This is a genomic window from Nonomuraea sp. NPDC048916, assembly GCF_040649575.1.
In the GTDB taxonomy this organism is placed as follows: domain Bacteria; phylum Actinomycetota; class Actinomycetes; order Streptosporangiales; family Streptosporangiaceae; genus Nonomuraea.
In genome coordinates, this window is record NZ_JBEZFS010000018.1 from 67,687 (window position 1) to 84,467 (window position 16,781).

The 16,781-nt window shown below is 70.5% G+C and carries 5 protein-coding genes and 1 tRNA gene; 2 read left to right on the plus strand and 4 right to left on the minus strand.

Translation table 11 applies throughout. The features are described 5' to 3' along the window. Positions 1–9: 9 nt before the first annotated feature. Both AB0C16_RS21305 and AB0C16_RS21310 read left to right on the plus strand, forming a co-directional pair. Positions 10–82, plus strand: a tRNA-Ala gene (locus tag AB0C16_RS21305). A 1,813-nt stretch (positions 83–1,895) separates the two neighbouring features. Beyond that, a complete protein-coding gene (locus AB0C16_RS21310) occupies positions 1,896–2,561 on the plus strand; it encodes a M23 family metallopeptidase (RefSeq protein ID WP_357685395.1) in 666 nt (221 codons plus the stop codon). A gap of 89 nt (positions 2,562–2,650) precedes the next feature. On the opposite strand, the gene AB0C16_RS21315 is transcribed toward AB0C16_RS21310, so the two are convergent. The 4 genes from AB0C16_RS21315 to AB0C16_RS21330 form a co-directional block, all read right to left on the minus strand. Further along, positions 2,651–4,636, minus strand: a complete 1,986-nt coding sequence (locus AB0C16_RS21315) for a translation factor GTPase family protein (protein WP_357685397.1) — start codon at positions 4,634–4,636, stop codon at positions 2,651–2,653. Between the two features lie 130 nt (positions 4,637–4,766). After that, positions 4,767–5,306, minus strand: a complete 540-nt coding sequence (locus AB0C16_RS21320; RefSeq protein ID WP_357685399.1) for a hypothetical protein — start codon at positions 5,304–5,306, stop codon at positions 4,767–4,769. After that, complete coding sequence (locus AB0C16_RS21325; RefSeq protein ID WP_357685400.1) at positions 5,299–5,823, minus strand: hypothetical protein; 525 nt, start codon at positions 5,821–5,823, stop codon at positions 5,299–5,301. The genes AB0C16_RS21320 and AB0C16_RS21325 overlap by 8 nt, the downstream gene beginning before the upstream one ends. A gap of 35 nt (positions 5,824–5,858) precedes the next feature. Next, a complete protein-coding gene (locus AB0C16_RS21330) occupies positions 5,859–16,751 on the minus strand; it encodes a hypothetical protein (protein ID WP_357685402.1) in 10,893 nt (3,630 codons plus the stop codon). Positions 16,752–16,781 lie beyond the last annotated feature (30 nt).

Here is a 16,781-nt window from a genome sequence, read left to right on the forward strand (position 1 = left end):
ACGCAACAAGGGGCTATGGCGCAGTTGGTAGCGCGCCTCCATGGCATGGAGGAGGTCTGGGGTTCGAATCCCCATAGCTCCACCCAAGTGGCGTTGCAGGCGGCAGCGTAGAGGTATCAGCAGCGGCGGTGTCTGTATGGACACCGTCGCTTTTGCGTGTTTCTGTCCTGTGGGCGAGTCCTCCCACATCCACCGTTCTGGTCTCCTGGGCGGACGCCGCCCCTTTGGGCATGTAGTGATCCGCTCCAAGGCGGTGACCGCGTATCGGAATCTGGTCGCTCCCGCCGGAAGGGAGATCGCTGAGTTGCGGCGGTGTTGCCGCTGGATGGGAAATCGAGCCGAGCTCACATCTTCACTACGAAACGCGTGGAGTGGTGAACTCCGTGCTACGCAAATAATTTTCACGTGGTGGGCTGCTATTGGCGCTTCAGACTGTAATCGCAGGTAGCAGGGCGTTAGTTCTTCATTGCATGATCGTTATTGCTGAACACGCACTCGAAGAATGGTGTGATCTGCCCGGCACTACACGCTAATGTCTCGGGACAGGGCTAGTCTTTGCCTTTATCCACCTCTGGTGATCGGGCCCATCGGACGAAATAACTCGAGGTCGCCCGATGGGCGACTGGGCCGGTACGTGCGCCTGTGCGTTCGTCTCGGTCGATGTCCGATACAAGGAGGTGGTATGGGCACCGTCCAACCCGACGAGCCCGACAGGGGCAACAAGACGAGGCGTCGCCTCGTCGGAACGGTCTTCATGGGAGCTGCCGCGGCTGTCTGTCGAGGCGTCCTGTCGAGGATCGGCCAAGCCCTGTGGGACACGTTCTGCGGGAACGACGACGGCCCTGGGCCTATCTCGTAGTCAAGAGATAGGCCCAAGGTCGCCCTATCGTGAGGCGCGCCGATCCTTGGCCGGGATGCGTGCTTCACAGCTTCACAACAACTCGGCGTGGCCTGTCCGGTAAACCGACCGGGCGGGTCGCGCCGGTTTCTTGCGCATACCTAGCTGGCAACACAGCGTAACTGCCGTATCGCAATTTGCGAGCATGCCGGGCTTTAGCATCCCGGTTTTCACGCATCTATTCAATGTATTTCACGGATTCGAGACACTTCCGCTTGCATGCGCAAACGCCCAAATCGGGATGAATCATACCCGAGATGTGAATAATGTTCTATATAACTACTAAGACGGCCCAACCAGGGTGACGGTTCACATCCGTCCCGCACTACCCCCTTCTCGACACCTGAGACGGATCGTTACCTGTGCGCGCAGCGGCCGAGTTGGACGAAAACCACCTAGTGATCAAGGGTGTCGGTCATCTTGCCGTTGATGTTGTCTTGCCGGCCGTCCAGGCACATGGCATAGACGCGTCGAAGACCTGTTGAGCCTCCTCGAAGGCCGCCTCCTGCTCGCTCGTCTCCGGGGGAGCGATGACGACTTGGAGGTCGACGTCGGGGGAGATCGTGCTGGGTATTGCCGTTCGCGTCCACGACACGGGCGTCGTCTCCTGAGCGGAGCCGATCGAGCGCGTAGCCCATGCCTGGGTCTGTCCAGGTTAGTTCTACAGTCCCCGTGGGAGCGAACCTGTCGAAGCATCGGCGCAGGTGGCGGGAGTGGCGGTTCTGCGGGCACATCGCCTGATCGGCCGGACCTCTCGGTTGCAGGAGCTTTCGACGGTCAGGCCATGTCGATGCCCCGGCGTGCCGTCGCCGTCGGCGGACAGTTCGGCCAAGACGAATCGCGCCGGCGTCTGCCTGCTGACTTAGGATCGGATCATGGTAAAGATCGCGATAGGCGTCGATTGCAGAGTTCAGTGCTGTTCATGGCGTTGCGCGGGTCTCGTCTCGAGGGGCGTCGGGCGTGGCGACGACGTGGTCCAAGCCGGCAAGTTCGTCGGATGAGCCGAATGGATGGCATGAACGCCGAGCCCCGAAGTGATGCGGTCATCGACTTTCCGATCACCGGGGAGTGCCTGGTGCTCAATCCTCCCGGCCATTCGCGCTGGGCGTTCGACCTCCTTCCGCTGGCGCCCGGTTCGGCGGCTGTGGCGGAGGGCGGATGGTGGCGCTACCTGACCTGCCGGCTGCGTTCCTCCGACGTCAGCGGCTGGGAACGACCGGTCCTTACGCCTCTCGACGGTGAGGTTGTGGTCGGTCACGACGGCGAACCCGACCGCGATCGGCTCATCCCCTGGCGCGACGTCCCGGCGGGATTCCTGATCCGGCCGTTGCTCCTCGGTAAGCGAATCCCGGCGATGGCCGGAAACCACGTGGTTCTCGGTGCGGATGGCACGTATGTACTGCTTGCCCACCTACAGCAGGGATCGGTCCGCGTCGCCCCCGGCAAGGCAGTGCGCGCGCGGGAGACGATCGGGCTGATCGGCTCCTCGGGCAACGCCCTTGGCCCGCACCTGCATCTGCAGGTGATGAACGGCCCCGATCCGCTCACCGCGCGGCCCGTGCCCTTCGTCGTGCGCCGATACCAGCTCTGGGACGGCCGACGCTGGCACGAACGAAACGATAGCCCTTTGCCCGCCAAAAGCGTCCGAATCCGGGTTGACTAGTCCGCCGGTGACGCAGCCAGGGGCGAGCACGCCGACGCCGTTGATCACATCGTGCGCCTGTTCGTATCGGAAAGGCCGCTGCCTCCGGGCTAGACGTACCGCATGACGTGCAGCAGGTATTCCTTGCGGTTGAGCGGGTTGTGGTCGGTGCGCGGCCGGGACGGGGGAGTGCCGGGCACCTGCCGGTAGTGGTCGAAGGCGCAGTCCAGGACGCCCTCGCCGCCGGTGAGCGACGGCAGCTGCCGCTGCAGCGCGTGCACCTGGGCGGCCGGGATGTCACCCTCCAGCAGGTACGACGAGCCACGCGTCGCCGAGTCGCGGGGCACGGCGCGCAGGCGTCCCAGGACCGGCACGATCGTCCCGTAGGTGTCGGCCGGGATGTCGAGGTGGAAGCGGTGCATCGGCTCGTACACGCGGGTGCCCGCCTGCCTGAGCGCGCTCATCAGCACCAGGGGCGTCAGGTTGCGGAAGTCTCCGGCGGTGCTCGACATGCTGCTGTCGAACACGCCGCCGGAGTGGCTCTGCCGCGCCCAGTAGCCGGACCGCGTCAGCGTGACCGCGCAGTCGGCGACCTGCCATCCGCGCAGGCCCTGGCCGAGCGTCTCGTGCACGGTCTCCTCGATCGCCTTGAGGAACGCGGGCGGCAGCGAGCCGAGCTCGATCTCCAGCCGGAAGCTCACGCCGGACCCGGCCGGGGCCGGGTCGACGCGTAGCCCGACGGTCGCCAGGAACGGGTTGGGCTCCTTGCCGATGACCTCGACGGCCGCGCCGGTGCCGGCCGGCCGTTCGACGCAGATGGTGGTCGTCTCGCGGAAGGTGACGTCGACGCCGAACTCCTCCGCCAGCGTCGCCTGGATGACCTCCTTCTGCACCTCGCCGTACAGGGAGACGGAGATCTCCTGCCGGACGTCGTCCTGCCGCAGGCCGATCAGCGGGTCCTGCTCGGCGAGCCGGGCGAGTGCGGCGTGCAGCGCGCCCCCGCCGGCCGGGTCGCGGGGCACGACGACCGTCTCCAGCGTCGGCGGGGCGAAGTGGCGGTGCCCGGGCGTGCCGTGAGGCTCGCCGACCTGGTCGCCGATGCGGATGTCGCCGAGGCCCCAGAGCCTGCCGATCCGCCCCGCCGCCACCGACGCGCTCCGGACGGCCGAGCCGCGGTCGAAGACGCTGATCGCGGTGACCTTGCCCTCGTCGTGGCGGCCGAACGGCAGCCGATCCCGTACGCGTACCGTGCCGGAGAAGAGGCGGACGTAGGCGATCTTCTCGCCGGACGGGCCTCGTTCGACCTTGAAGACGGTGCCCGAGACCGGTCCGGCGGCATCGCCCTCGGCGGCGGGCAGCAGCTCCTGGACGCCGGTGATCAGCGCGTCCACGCCCGCGCCCGTGATCGCTGAGCCGAAGAACACCGGGTGAACCAGCGCCCGCCCGGTCTGCGCCGCAAGCTCGCGGCGCAGCCGCCCGTGGGTGAGGGCCGTCTCGTCGTCGAGGTACGCGGCCAGGAGCGCGTCGTCGTGGCCGGTGAGCAGCTCGGCCAGCGCGGAGACGAAACGGGGATCGTCTGGTGCGTGCGGCGTGAAGGCGGCGTCGCGGGCGCCCGGCCCGGCGGGCGATCCCATCGCGATGAGCGACGGGGACAGCTTCTCGGCCATGCTCCGCAGCACGGCCGCGTCGCCCGCGCCGCGGCGGTCGATCTTGTTCACGAAGATCAGCGTGGGGATGCGCAGCCGTCGCAGCGTGCGCATCAGCACGCGGGTCTGCGCCTGCACCCCCTCGACCGCCGACACCACCAGCACGGCGCCGTCGAGCACATTCAGCACGCGCTCGACCTCGGCGATGAAGTCGGGGTGACCCGGGGTGTCGATCAGGTTGACCGTGACGTCGCCGACGACGAACGACACCACGGCGGACTTGATCGTGATGCCGCGATGTCGTTCCAGCGCCAGGGAGTCGGTCTGGGTGTTGCCGTCATCGACGCTGCCGATCTGGTCGATGACACCGGCGGCGTGGAGCAGCCGCTCGGTCAGGCTGGTCTTACCGGCGTCGACATGCGCCAGAATTCCCAAGTTGAGCGTTCGCACGAAGCGTCATGTCCTTTGCGTGAGCGATGATCCTCTCCTGGATGGACATGAACGTTCCTCGCATTTTCGCTCCTCGGTCGACCGGCTGTTCCCCGTAGTGCAGCAGGTGGCCGCCCGGCCGGGCAACCGGTTATCCGGGGGCTCCGCCGGGCCGCAGGCGGTCGAGGCTCTCCTGGTAGAAGTCGATGTCGTCGCGCAGCCGCCGCCGGGTGAAGCGGGCGGGCTCCTGCGCGTGGGCGCCGATGCCGAGAGGGGTCCAGAACGCGCCGGGCGGCGGCTCCTCGTCGCCCTCGGGGATGAACTTGATCGCCTCCAGCGCGGCGTCCCTGGCCAGTTGCCAGCCGTCGGCCGCGTCGGGAGAGGACAGGATGTCGTCCTCCACGGCCATCCGGGCGTAGGCGGAGGAGACCAGGACCCACTGGCCCGCGTCGACCAGGGGCGAGGTGCCGGGGCCGAAGTGCGAGCCCCCGCGCCTGGCCTCGAACTCCGTCTCGTACGGGATCCGAAGCTCGATGTGGTGGCCGGCCTGGTCGAAGACCAGGGTCCAGGAGTCCGCGCCCTCCGTGAGGGTGGTCCAGCGGCTGTAGTCGGGGTTGCGACCCAGCTCTCCGTCCGCGACCGTGAGGCCGATGTGCACGTACGCCTCGGCGATCGTCCTGGCCTCAGCCATGGGCGGCCGCGAGCTCGCGGTAGGTGTCGCGGACGATGAGGAGGCGGTCGAGGGAGAACCTGCCCGGCTCCGCGTCGCGCACGTCACGGCCCTGGGCCGACCAGAAGGCGTGGTCGGGGACCCTGTCCTGGCCGGCGGGGATGAACTTGACCACCTCCGCGACCGCCGCCGTGGCGATCGTCAGCGCCTGCCGGGCGGCGGCCTCGTCGTCGATGGGGACGTTGCCGGCCGTCAGGTCGGCCACCCAGAGCCATTCGCCCGCGTCCAGCAGCTGGGAGGGCTCGGCGCCGCCGAAGGCGGGGAACTCGCCGGTCATCGTCTCGCGTTCGGGGAGGCCGAAGAGGAACTCCCGCTCCCGGCCGCAGTCGGCGCAGGCGCCCGAGTAGCGCGAGGTCAGCTCGCCGTCGGCGGTCACCAGCGCGGTGTCCCAGGTCGTCTCGACCGAACCGCAGGCGCACGGGTGGAGGTCGAGGTAGAGATGCGCCTCGTCTCTCGTTCGTGCTACGGCGAATGGCATCGTCCGCTCCCATTCTCGTGTGGCCCTGCCGACCATCATGCCGAAACCAGGTCACCGGATGCGTCGGGGACCACCGGCTCCGTGGGTGGTTCCTCGGTGGGTGGTTCTTCCGTGGGTGGTTCTTCGGTGGGTGGTTCTTCGGTGGGTGGTTCTTCGGTGGGTGGTTCTTCCGTGGGTGGTTCCTCGGTGGGTGGTTCCTTCGTGGGTGGCGTGGGTGGCGTGGGTGGCGTGGGTGGCGTGGGTGGCGTGGGTGGCGTGGGAAGTGTGGGGGGTTCCTGCGCAGGTGGCTCCTCTGCAGGTGGTTTCTCCGTGGCGGGGTCTTCTGCGGGTGGCTCCGCCGGGGGAGGCTCCTCCGGGGGCCACCAGCCGGTGGCGTTGGCGATCTTGCGCATGCGCTGCCAGAACGCGTGCCGGGACTCGCCCTGGATGCTCCGGTCCAGCAGCTCGGTGAGCTCGGCGGCGAGCGGCTCCGGCAGGAGGGCCCGGTTGGCGTCGCGGCCGGGGGAGCGCCTGCCGAGGCCCCGGGCCTCGGCCACCTCGACCAGCAGGGCGAAGCGGCCCGGCCGCTGCTGCGGGGTCGCGTTCCGCACCTGGTGGGCGAGTTCCTGGAGTTCGGCGGCCAGATGGAGCTCGCTCATGGTGAGCGTGCCACCCGGAGCGCTGGGGACCGGGACCGGCCCGCCCTGCGGGGCGCCCGACGCGGTGGCGACCGTGGTCGCGATGGCCACGGCCGCGGAGCGCTCGATGGCCGGCACCCCCCAGCCGCGGTCCACGGTCAGCACGTGAGTCCCCTGGTGCGTGGTGAGCTCGACGGGGTTGCCGGTCGAGGTTCGGCCCGTCACCACCTCCAGTGGCATCGGCGACCCGCCGGGCGGGGTGACGTCGAGGAGCGCCGAGCCGTACGTGCTGGTCGTGGCTCCGAGGAGGGCGGCGGCGCGGGACACGGCGGTGATGGCGGCGGTGACGGCGGGATCGGCGGGCCGTCCGGAGAACTCGTTGACGGCGATCAGGTGTGCCGTGGGCAGGAGGCCCGCGCGGGCGGCGGCGATCTGCCTGGCCGCGGCGCCGTCGGTGCCCGGCGTCAGCCCCGTGTCCCTCAGCTCGTCGCGGAGCGCGTCCTCGATGGCGGCGCGTTCGAGAGGTGAGGCGGCGGCGCGGGCCTCGACCAGCGCCCTGACGCGGACGAGCGCCGAGGCGTCGTCGCGCCGCAGGGTGGGGACGGCGCTCAGCGGGCCCGGGACCAGAGCACGCCCGGCCGGCATGCCCACCTGGTCGGCGACGGCCTCCGCGATCAGCTCGGCGAGCCGCATCCGGACGCCCGCCCCGTCGGCGGGGGACACGGTGACGGAGAGCAGGCCCGGGCTCGACGTCCCCACCGCCACCGTCCCGGCGGGCAGGTCGGCCTCGGCCACTTGCAGGGTGAGCGGTCCGGCGGGCGAGGTCACCGTGAACGTGCTCGGCTGCCCGGCGGGGGTGGTCGCGGTCCGCGGAGAGCCGGTGGGCACGATCGCCGCGACTCCGGACAGGTCCGCGAGCGTGCCGAGGCCCGCCGCGGTCGTCGGCAGCGCGCCGATGGAGCCGGCGTGGAAGTCCGGCACCGCGGGCCGACCCGCCGACCACGGGAACGACGGAGGGGTGTGGCCCAGGCGGCGGAGCCGGGCGTCCAGCGCCTGCAGCTCGTGCCGCCACTTGCGCGTCTCGTCCGCCGTCTCGGGGGTGGATTCCAGGTCGTGGGCCGCCCTCGCGGCCGCCCACCTGCGCGAAAGGTGGCGGAACTCGTCGAAGTGGGCCGTCACGCACTCGTCGCGGCCCACGCGCGAGCCCGCCCAGGAGATCAGGCGGCGGACCAGGCCCTGCTCCGCCCGGGCCGCGATGGCGGCCATGACCTGCCCGCCGTGCGAGATCTCGTGCAGGACCGCGCGGGCGAGCTGGTCGTTCGAGGCCCGCCCCGACACCAGCATGCGGCCCGTCCTGGGGTCGGTACTGGCCACCCGGCCGGTCGGCACCTCGCCGATCTCGACCTCGAAGGACAACGTCCCCCACGCCTGGGTCTCCACCGTCAGCGTCGAGCCGGACCAGGAGTAGCCGAGCACCTTCCCGCCGAAGTCGGAGATCCGCAGGTCGCGTGCCATCGCCTCCTTGAGCTCGTCGAGCGTCACGTCCGGCAGGTGCGGCGCTCTGCCGTCGGCGATGAACGCGGAGTCCGCGACCTCGGGCGCGCCCACCCCCCCTCCTTCGCCGCCCGCCGAGCCCACGGCGCGGCCGCCACTCGCGGCATTCGTGCCCTCCGCATGGCGCGACGGCCATACCGTGGGCGCCTCCAGCGTGGTCACGTCGATGCCCCGGGCGGCCAGTTCCGTGCGGACCCGCTCGGCGAAGGTGGCCTGGGTCCGCGGGTTGTCGAAGTGCTCGCGCAGATCGAGCCCCACGCGGTCGGCGGCTTCGGCCAGCGGGGGCGACAGGGTGGCGAACGCCGCCGCGAAGGGGCGGTTGCCGTCCTCGCTGCGCAGCGACCCCTTGGGGGAGACGTGGTACGTGAACGTGCGGCCGTCCGGTCCGGTGATGTCGATGCTGATGTCCGTGCCCGACTGTGCGGCCTTGATCCGGGCGTCCATCAGCGAGCCCCACGGCCTGGCCGGGTCCGCCTGCTCCGTGCTCGCCGGCGGCGGCCGCCGCCCGGCCGGCGCGCTCTCGGGCACGAGCTGCCATTCGGAGCCGAGGGACTCCCCGGACTCCAGGATGGCCACCAAGGCCTCGTAGTCGGTCTCGGACATGATGGCGACCACCTCGCCTGTGGCGCCGCGGGGCAGATGGATGGATTTGCCCTCGTTCTTCGGCCCCTCGGGGGTGAGCGCCTGCCTGATGAACGTCAGGTCGTAGAGCGTGGTGAGCTGGACGATGACCGCGTTGTCCTTCTCGAAGAGGCTCATCTCCCTACGATTGCCGCTCGCAACAGTGGTGCTGACCGAGGACTGCTCGCCGACGGAGATGCCGCCGTTCAGGCCGGTGGACGCGTCGTCGATGCCCGTGCTCGCGCCGATCGGAAACGCCATTCCGCCGCTGGAGGAAGATCCGGTGATCCGCTGGAGACGCCAGACATCCCCGTTCTCCACATTCTGCAGACCGCGGGCCAGGACCTGCAGGTTGGACTGCACCGCCTTGATCCACACGTCGACCACGCGGTTGCGCAGCCCGATCACCGGCAGCCGGATCCGGTGCCCGCGCTCGCCGGTCATCCGCTCGAACAGGGCGGTAGCCGCCATCTCGGACAGCCGGTTCCGTAGCTCCGTCTCGAGCACCTCGACACCTTCGCCGAACAGCTTCTTGTTCCTGAGCGCGTCGACGATCTTCTGGTACAGGTCCGCCTTGACAGAGTTGGCCACGAAGCGGTGCAGAGCGGGCACCTGCCGGGGGTCGAAGCTCCTGCCCGGCTCTGCCGGTTGTGTCCCCGCGGGCCTGGTCAGGCCGGTCGGGATCAGCCGGTCCATGTGGCCGGTGAGCTCGACCGTGGTCGTCCGCGGGGTTCCCTGCCGGAGGGGGAGGCCGGTCACGCGCCTCTGCTGAGGGGTTACCTCCACCTCGATGACGGCCCTCACCCGCTGCCGGACCCTGTCCATGCCGTTGAACATGGCGACGCGCTGAAGGCGGGTCTCCTGCTCGGAGAACCAGCCGGTGGTGGCGCGGCTGCGGTCCGTGTTGAGGCCGCCGTTGTTGCCGTGCCCCTCGGCCGAGAAGTTGCCGCCGGCGTTCACGGAGTTGGACGCCGATCTGGTTTCCGACCTGCCGTGTTCCTCGTAGGTGTAGTCCTGGAGGATCAGGCCGACTTGGTTCGTGGTCCCGAGCAGCTTCGCCGGCTCGTCGATGATCTCAAGCCGTGTCTTGACGACGACCTGGTCCCGCCAGCCGTCCTCGTCGAAGGGGGTGAAGTAGCGCAGGTGCATCCCGTCCGGACTGAGGATGTTGTCTATCGGCCCCCACCAGCGTTTCTCCGCGAAGATCTTGCGAACGCTGTCCGCCACCGTCCGATTGCCGAGGGCCTTCGGAGAGCCCGTCCCGATGGCCAAGCGGACGGCGTCGAGCATCTCGATCTTCGTGCCCTTGTGTGCCAGCACGATGTCGTCGATGAGGGTCATCCCCATCGACTTCATGAGGAACGCGGCCACGTCCACCTCGCGCCCGGCCTTGATCAGTTCGGCCGCCCTGGTCAGGAAGTCGTCGACCCTGGTGAGGGTGGAGCCCTCGTCCACGATCTTCTTCAGCGCTTCGATCAGCACCGCCGGGGTGTGTCCCTCCGCCAGCGGGATCGAGGTCGTGGCTTGGGGCGACTCGGCCAGGTAGCGCTTGACGAGCGGCACGGCCTCGTTACGGTCGAGCTGCAGGGTGCCGTTGATCAAACGCTCGACCGCGTCCGCCACCTGGTGCAGTGGCAGGTCGAGGGTCCCCTCGGCGTACAGCCGCAGGGCGTGGCGCTCCGGCAGGGTGTAGAGCATGGTGCCGTCGGCCGTCCTGGTCACCTGTTCCGCGTTCGCCTCGCCGCCGGTGGTGTCGAACTCGACCGGCGCCAGGAAGACGTACTTCTTGCCCACCTCGATCGCCAGCCGTTCCCTGCCCCAGATCGACAGGTCGTACTGCGAGCGCGAACTCCCGCCCGAGTGCGCGCCGCCGATCTTGCCACCTCCGCCGGAGCCGTCGGCCTGCTGTCCGCCCACGCCGAGCGAGCCTTCGACCTTCCCGCCGGACGACCTGCCGGCAGTGACGCCCATGCTGGCCAGCGTGAGGTTGATGGGGGCGCCCACGTCGTCGGTGACGCCGACGAACACCGACTTCCCCTGCCTGGCCTGCAGACCGATCGACGCCTTGGTCGGGACGGCCCCCTGTGGGCGGACCACGAAGCCCGTGTCGTAGAAGGTGCGGAATATCTCCGGGTGGGCGATGAGGCTGCGGACGTTGAAGAACTCGGCGAGATGGGCGAAGCCGGGCGAGTCGCGTCTCGTCGCGCCGGGGATCAGGGCCTGGGCGGTCTCCAGGAGGTTGCGGGTGTCCATGTGCTGGATCGTCGCGTACCGCATCACCTCGTCCGGGGTCGGCACCTCCTTGGACGCCGGGGGCACGGGCCGCAGCGTGCCGTCCTCGGGGAGGAGGTCGCTGGAGATCAGCACCCGGGCGCTCCCGTCCACCTCCGCCAGCATCTCTGGGGTGCCGTCGGCCTCGAGCAGCTCGACCCGGGCGGTGTGCGGGATGTCGAAGATCGCCACGGGGGAGGTGCTCTCGGTGAGCATCACCCCGTTGATCGTGAGCCCGGTCGTGTGGGAGAGGCTGCGCGAGCCGTCCCTGCCGCCGCCCACGCCGGCGCTGGGGCTGACTCCCTCCTCGCCCTTGGGAATCAGGTGACCGGCGCCGTATCCCACGCCGCCGGCCACGTTCTCGTTGCGTGTGTGCGACCACACGTTGGTGTCGGAGCCGATGTCCAGGTTGACCACGGCCTGCGCTTCGGTGGTGCCCACGAACGTGGCCCCCGGCTTGCCCTGCTCTTCCGTGAAGTGCTGGTCGAGTTTGACGCGGAGCGTGATGTGCCGTGGCGCGCGGCCGCTGTGCCGGACCACGAGGTTGATCATGATGCCGTCCTGCGCCGCCTGGTCGTAGCCGGTCTGCAGGCGGTGCTTGACCAGCTGCTCGGCGATTGTCTGCTCGTTGACCATCTGGCTCACCCGCTGCAGCAGGTCCGATGCGTAGACCGGCTCCTTGTCGGCGTTGAGCGGGGCCAGCACGCCCATGGCGCGCAGCTTCTCCTCGGTGGCCTCCCTGAGCCGGTCGGCCTCGTGGATGCCCTGCACGAGGGCGGGCCCCGCGCCGCGCAGCTTGCCGGATTCGTTGCCGTAGAAGTGCGGCAGTTCGCCCTTGCGGCCCTTCGGGGGGTCGGGGTCGGGGTCGTCGCGGAGCACGGGCTTGCCGTCAATGGTCTTGACGGCCTTCTCGTCGACGGGCAGGCCGTAGCGGTAGGCGTCCGGCTCGGGGAACCTGAACAGGCCCCTGCCCTCTCCCGTGATCGGGGCGAGCTTCTTGTTCTCGCCGATGAGCCGGACCGTGACCTCGTAGTCGAACTCCAGCTCCACGCCCTGGGTATGGCCGGTGTAGCGCTGCACGCTCGGGTGGTAGGTGACGCCGTTCACGCTCAGCCCGTCCGAGGCGGAGGCGCCGACTGAGGTCTGGCCGTTCGGCCCCGACGCGACGGTGTACTCGCCGTCTCCCGGAATGGCGTCGAAGTCCGGCACCACGCCGTTGACGCCGAGCGAGCCGGACACGCCGAGGGAACGGCCGGACGACTGGTTGCCGGTGGCGCTGGAAACGCCGACGCGCAGCCGCTCCTGCCAGTGGGAGCGGCTGGCCGCGCCGACCGGCTGTGCCGTCGCCAGCCGGGGCACGGCCCGGAAATGCAACTGCGCGAACGGGCGGCCGTCGACGTGGATGATCTGCGGGACCCCCCGCGGGTCGTTCACCGCGTGGCCTATGCGGCTGTAGAAGTGGTCGGTGAAGGAGGCGTAGAGCTGCTGGCGGGCGACGCTGCCCGGCGGGAAGTGCTTCTCGCCCAGGGCGTGCACCGTGTCGTCGGCCAGCTTGAGCAGCCCGGTCAGGCCGAGGACGACATGCTCGGGGAACGCCTCCTGGCGCTGGGCCTCTGGCAGCCGCAGGGTGCGGGACGGCGCGCCCTCCATGTACGCGTGCGACACGTAGACCCGCAGGCTGGTGGCGTCGCCGTGGTCGCCGTGGTCCACCGTGACCGTAGGCGACCAGCCCTTCTCGAGCGACGTGCGGACCTTGACGCTCCACCTGGCTCTGGCGTCGAACAGCACCGACTCGCCGCGGTTGTCCTCGACGCCGCCGTCCAGCCCGAAGCTGCTGGCATTGCCGGTCACCGAGCTCGAGAGACCCGAGTTGAGCGAGGCGCTCAGTTCGATGTGCTTGAGCACCTCCTTGACCGCGCTCTCGGGCAGCGCCGCGAACCATCTGCTCAGCTTGTCGCCCACAGTGACGCCTTGGCTGCGGTTGGCGGTGGCGCCGACGGTCTGGCCGCCCTGGGGCATCACGCCGTTCATGATCTCGGAGGCGACCTTGGTCGAGTCGAGCACTTCCACGAGGTCGGTGACCGACAGCCTGACCAGGATCTCGCCCGGGTTGCGGCGGCCCACGCTGATCAGCGCCCCGTCGCCCGAGATGACCCGGCTGAACTCCGAGCGCAACCTGCGGTCCAGGACGTCCGGAGTGAAGCTCTCGTCGATGCCGCTGTTTTCGAGCAGCTGGTTGACGGTCTCGGTGAGCCTGTTCAGGTGCGGCAGCCGGTCCGCCGGGACGAAGCTGGGCTGGCTCGCCAGCCGAGGGAGCGCGGCGGCCAGCGCCTCCTGGAAGTCGTTCAGCCAGCTCTGCGCCTGCTCGGCGAGGCCGGTGACCGTGTCGGGCCGAGCGCCCTGTTCGAGCGCGGTCAGCAGCTGCTCGTACGCCTCCCGCGCCTGCGTCGCGTACTCCAGCGCCTGCTGGTACGCCTCGGCGATGCGCAGGTGCCGCTCCTGCTTGAGGAGTGCATTCTCGGCGTTGGCCAGCTCCTTGCGCGCGCGCTCCTTCGCTCCGAAGTCCCTGTGTCCCTCGGCCTGGGCGGCCTTCAGCATCGCCGCGTCGGCCTCCTGCTCGGCGGCGGCCGCGGTCGCGATCTTGGCGCCGACCCGTACGTGCATGCCGGTCTCGGTCCTGGTCAGCGACTCGACAGTGTGGCGTACGTACGAGGTCAGGTCGGACAGCGGCGTGCTCACCGGTGGCGGCGCGACGGCGCTCCCGCGCGACCACGGCGGCACGGGCGGCGTCTGGCCCCGGCCGCGCAGGTCGGCGTTCAACCGGTCGATCTCGTGCGCCCAGCGCTGCTTCTCGTCCATCGACTGGGCGGCGCGCCACTTCCTGGACAGGAAGCGGAACTCGTTGAGCCGCGGCGGGACGCACTCGTCGCGGCCCTCGATGGGACGCGTCCTCGACACCCAGCGCCGCACCATGCCCTGCTCCGAGCGCGCCAGCGCGGCCGCTCGCTGCTGGCCGCCGTGTGAGATGTCGTGCAGCACCGCCCGATACAGGGACTCGTTCGGCGTGCCCTGCGCGATCCTCATGACGATGGGGTCGGTGTCGGTGCCCGTGTGGATCTCCGACTCGGCCACGTCGGTGCCGCTGACCTCGCCGGGCCTGATCCGGTAGTGCAGGGTGCCGTGCGTACGGGTCGCGACCACCATCATGGAGGACGGGTGCGCCCAGGTCAGGCTCAGCACCTCGCCGCCGAAGTCCGTGAGGTCGAGATCCGCGACGACCGCGGCATGGATCTCCTCGACCGTCACCGGGCCGTGGTGTGCGGGGCGCCTGCGCCGCGGCTGGAACAGCGAGTTCCTGATCTGCTGCGCCGAGACCGTTCTCGGGTTGCCGGTCCCGGTCTGGGCGGACGGGGCCGGCGGCGTGCCGAGGGCCGCCAGCCGGTCCGTGATCTCCTGGGCCGCGACGTCGTAGAAGCCCGCGCGCAGGGCGGCGTCGGGACTGGAGGCTCTGGCCGCCAACCGGCTCGCCACCCGGTCGGCCTGCTCGGAGTCGCTGTTGTTCCAGGCGCGGCTGTGATCGGCGGCGTCCGGCGCGGCGCCCGGATCGGCGTCGGTGAGCTGGTTGAGGCCCTCCAGGGCGCCCTCGGTCGCCGGCCTGCCGCCCGCTATGGCGATCTCGGCGCCCAGGGTGGCCGCCGCCTCCGCCCGCAGCCGCTCCGCGGTCGCGCCGTTCGCCGCCCGCGCCGTCAGCCGCTCCTCGGTGCGCCGCAACGCCTCCGGCGACAGGCTGACCGGCCGTCCCCTGGCGTCGGTGACAAGGATGCCGCCGTCCTGCAGCGGGATCCCATGAGGGAACGCCAGGCGCTGCGCCTCCGTGATGGCCATCTGGGCCATCACGGCGGACAGGGTGTTGGGCACGGTGCTGGGAATGGCGTTGGGCGCGGTCGCCGTGGTCGTGCCGCCCGCCACCTGTGTGGCGGCGGCTCCGGTGGGGCTCTGCGGTTGCGCGGCCGGGGCCGGGGCGCTTGGCGTGCCGGTGGTTCCCGAGACCTGCGTGGCCGGGTCGGGCGCGGCCGCATTGGCGGCGGTTCCGGTCGCGCCCTGCGTCTGCGCGGCTGGGTCCGACGCGGCTGGGCCCGGGGTTGTTGGGTCTGGCGTGGTCGGATCCGGGGTTGTCGGGTCTGGGGCGGTTGGGTCTGGCGTGGTCGGACCCAGGGCTGTCGGATCCAGGCCGGTCGGGTCTGGGGCTGTGGGGTCCGGGGCTGTGGGGTCTGGGGCTGTGGGGTCCGGGGTGGTCGTGCTCTGGACTGCCGGGTCCGGATCGGCGTTGGCGGGAGCGGCCGGGTCGGGGGCCGGCTCGCCGGCGGTCTGGCCGGCGCCCTGCGCGGCCTGGCCGGGCTGGGCGTTCCGGGCCGGCGGAGTGTGCGGGTCCGGCCGGCCGTTCTGTGCGGATTCCGGGTCCGGCTGGGGCTGCCCACTCGTGGGCGCCTGGGGCTGGCCGGTCTGACGCGAGCCCGAGCCGGGTGCGGAGGGAGTGGTGGGCGTAGACGAAGTGGGGGACGGGGTGGGGGCACCGGACGGGGTCACTGTGGCCGAGGCCGTGCCCGCCGGGGCGGACGTGGGAGCGGCGGCAGGGGCAGGCGTGGGGGCGGGGTGGGCGGACATGGCGTGGTCGACCGCCCTGGCCACGTCGCTGCGGGTCGCCGTGTCGGTGGCGTGGGCCAGTGCCGCGCTCGGATTGAACAGGGCCATGGCCACGTCGGGGTTGAACGGGCTGATCGTTCCCGTACGGCCGACACCGCCCATGAAGCCGCCGACGAACGCGTCCGCGCCCGGCCACGCCGGAATCTCCCTGTACACCGCCATGTTGGCCACGACGCTGCCGACCGGTGAGGCGATCGTGTTGTTCAGGCCGGTGTTCAGCGCCCGCCCGGGGAAGCGGAGCAGGGCGTTCCCGATCCCCGGTGAGTCGCCGGCCAGCCGGTTCAGCCGCCCGATGACGGGGATCTCGTTGACGAGCCTGGAGATCCTGTTGGCGCTCTTCAGCCCGACGCCCGCGCCCGCGCCCGCGCCGACCGCCGAGGCCGCGGTCATCTTCCAGTCCCACTGGTCGCGGGTGCCCATCCGCATCTGCGTGTACTGGGACCAGGCGTCGATGAAGACCTCTTCGCCGATCTCCTCGAACAGTTCGTGGCCCAGGGGTGAGGCCATCACCCGGGAGAGGCCTGCCAGGGCGGTCATCCGGCCCGCCGTGGCCGTGACGAACCCGCGTCCGGCGTTGATGGCGAGCCGCTCCAGGATCCGGGCGATGGCCCCGCGCGCGAGGACGGCGTACCGGCCTATCAGCCAGGCGCCGGCGCCCGCGGAGAAGAACGCGCCGAGTAACGCGATGAAGGCGGCGACGACGGTGATGCGGAACGCGACGTTGATCGAGATCTTCGAGTACTGCGTCTGCCGGGCGAAGGCGTCGAGTTGCTGGTAGTAGCCGTCGGACAGCATGGCCAGGGCGCCGACGCCCGTCCTCTCCCCGAACATGGTGCCGACCTGGGTGCGGTAGCCGGGTGTCGCGGGCGCCTCCCAGCTCGCGAGCACCAGCTTGACGGACCGCGCCGCCGGATCGAAGGCGTTGACCAGGGCGTTCGTCGTCCGCTGGTGGGGCTTGGCCATCGCCCACAGGCCGCTCTCGCTGGCCTCCGGCCAGGACTGCCCGGAGGCCAGCAGGGGGATCAGGATGTAGTTGACCCAGTCGGGGAGGGATTCGGTCTCCCAGATGGGCCGGACGTCGGTGGACGACGTCCCGCCTCCCCCGGTGGACCGCTGGCCGCCGGGCGTGTTGGTGTTGACATCCGTGTGCCCGCCGGCCATGTCACCCCCAGCCTTCTCGTCGCCGCCTGG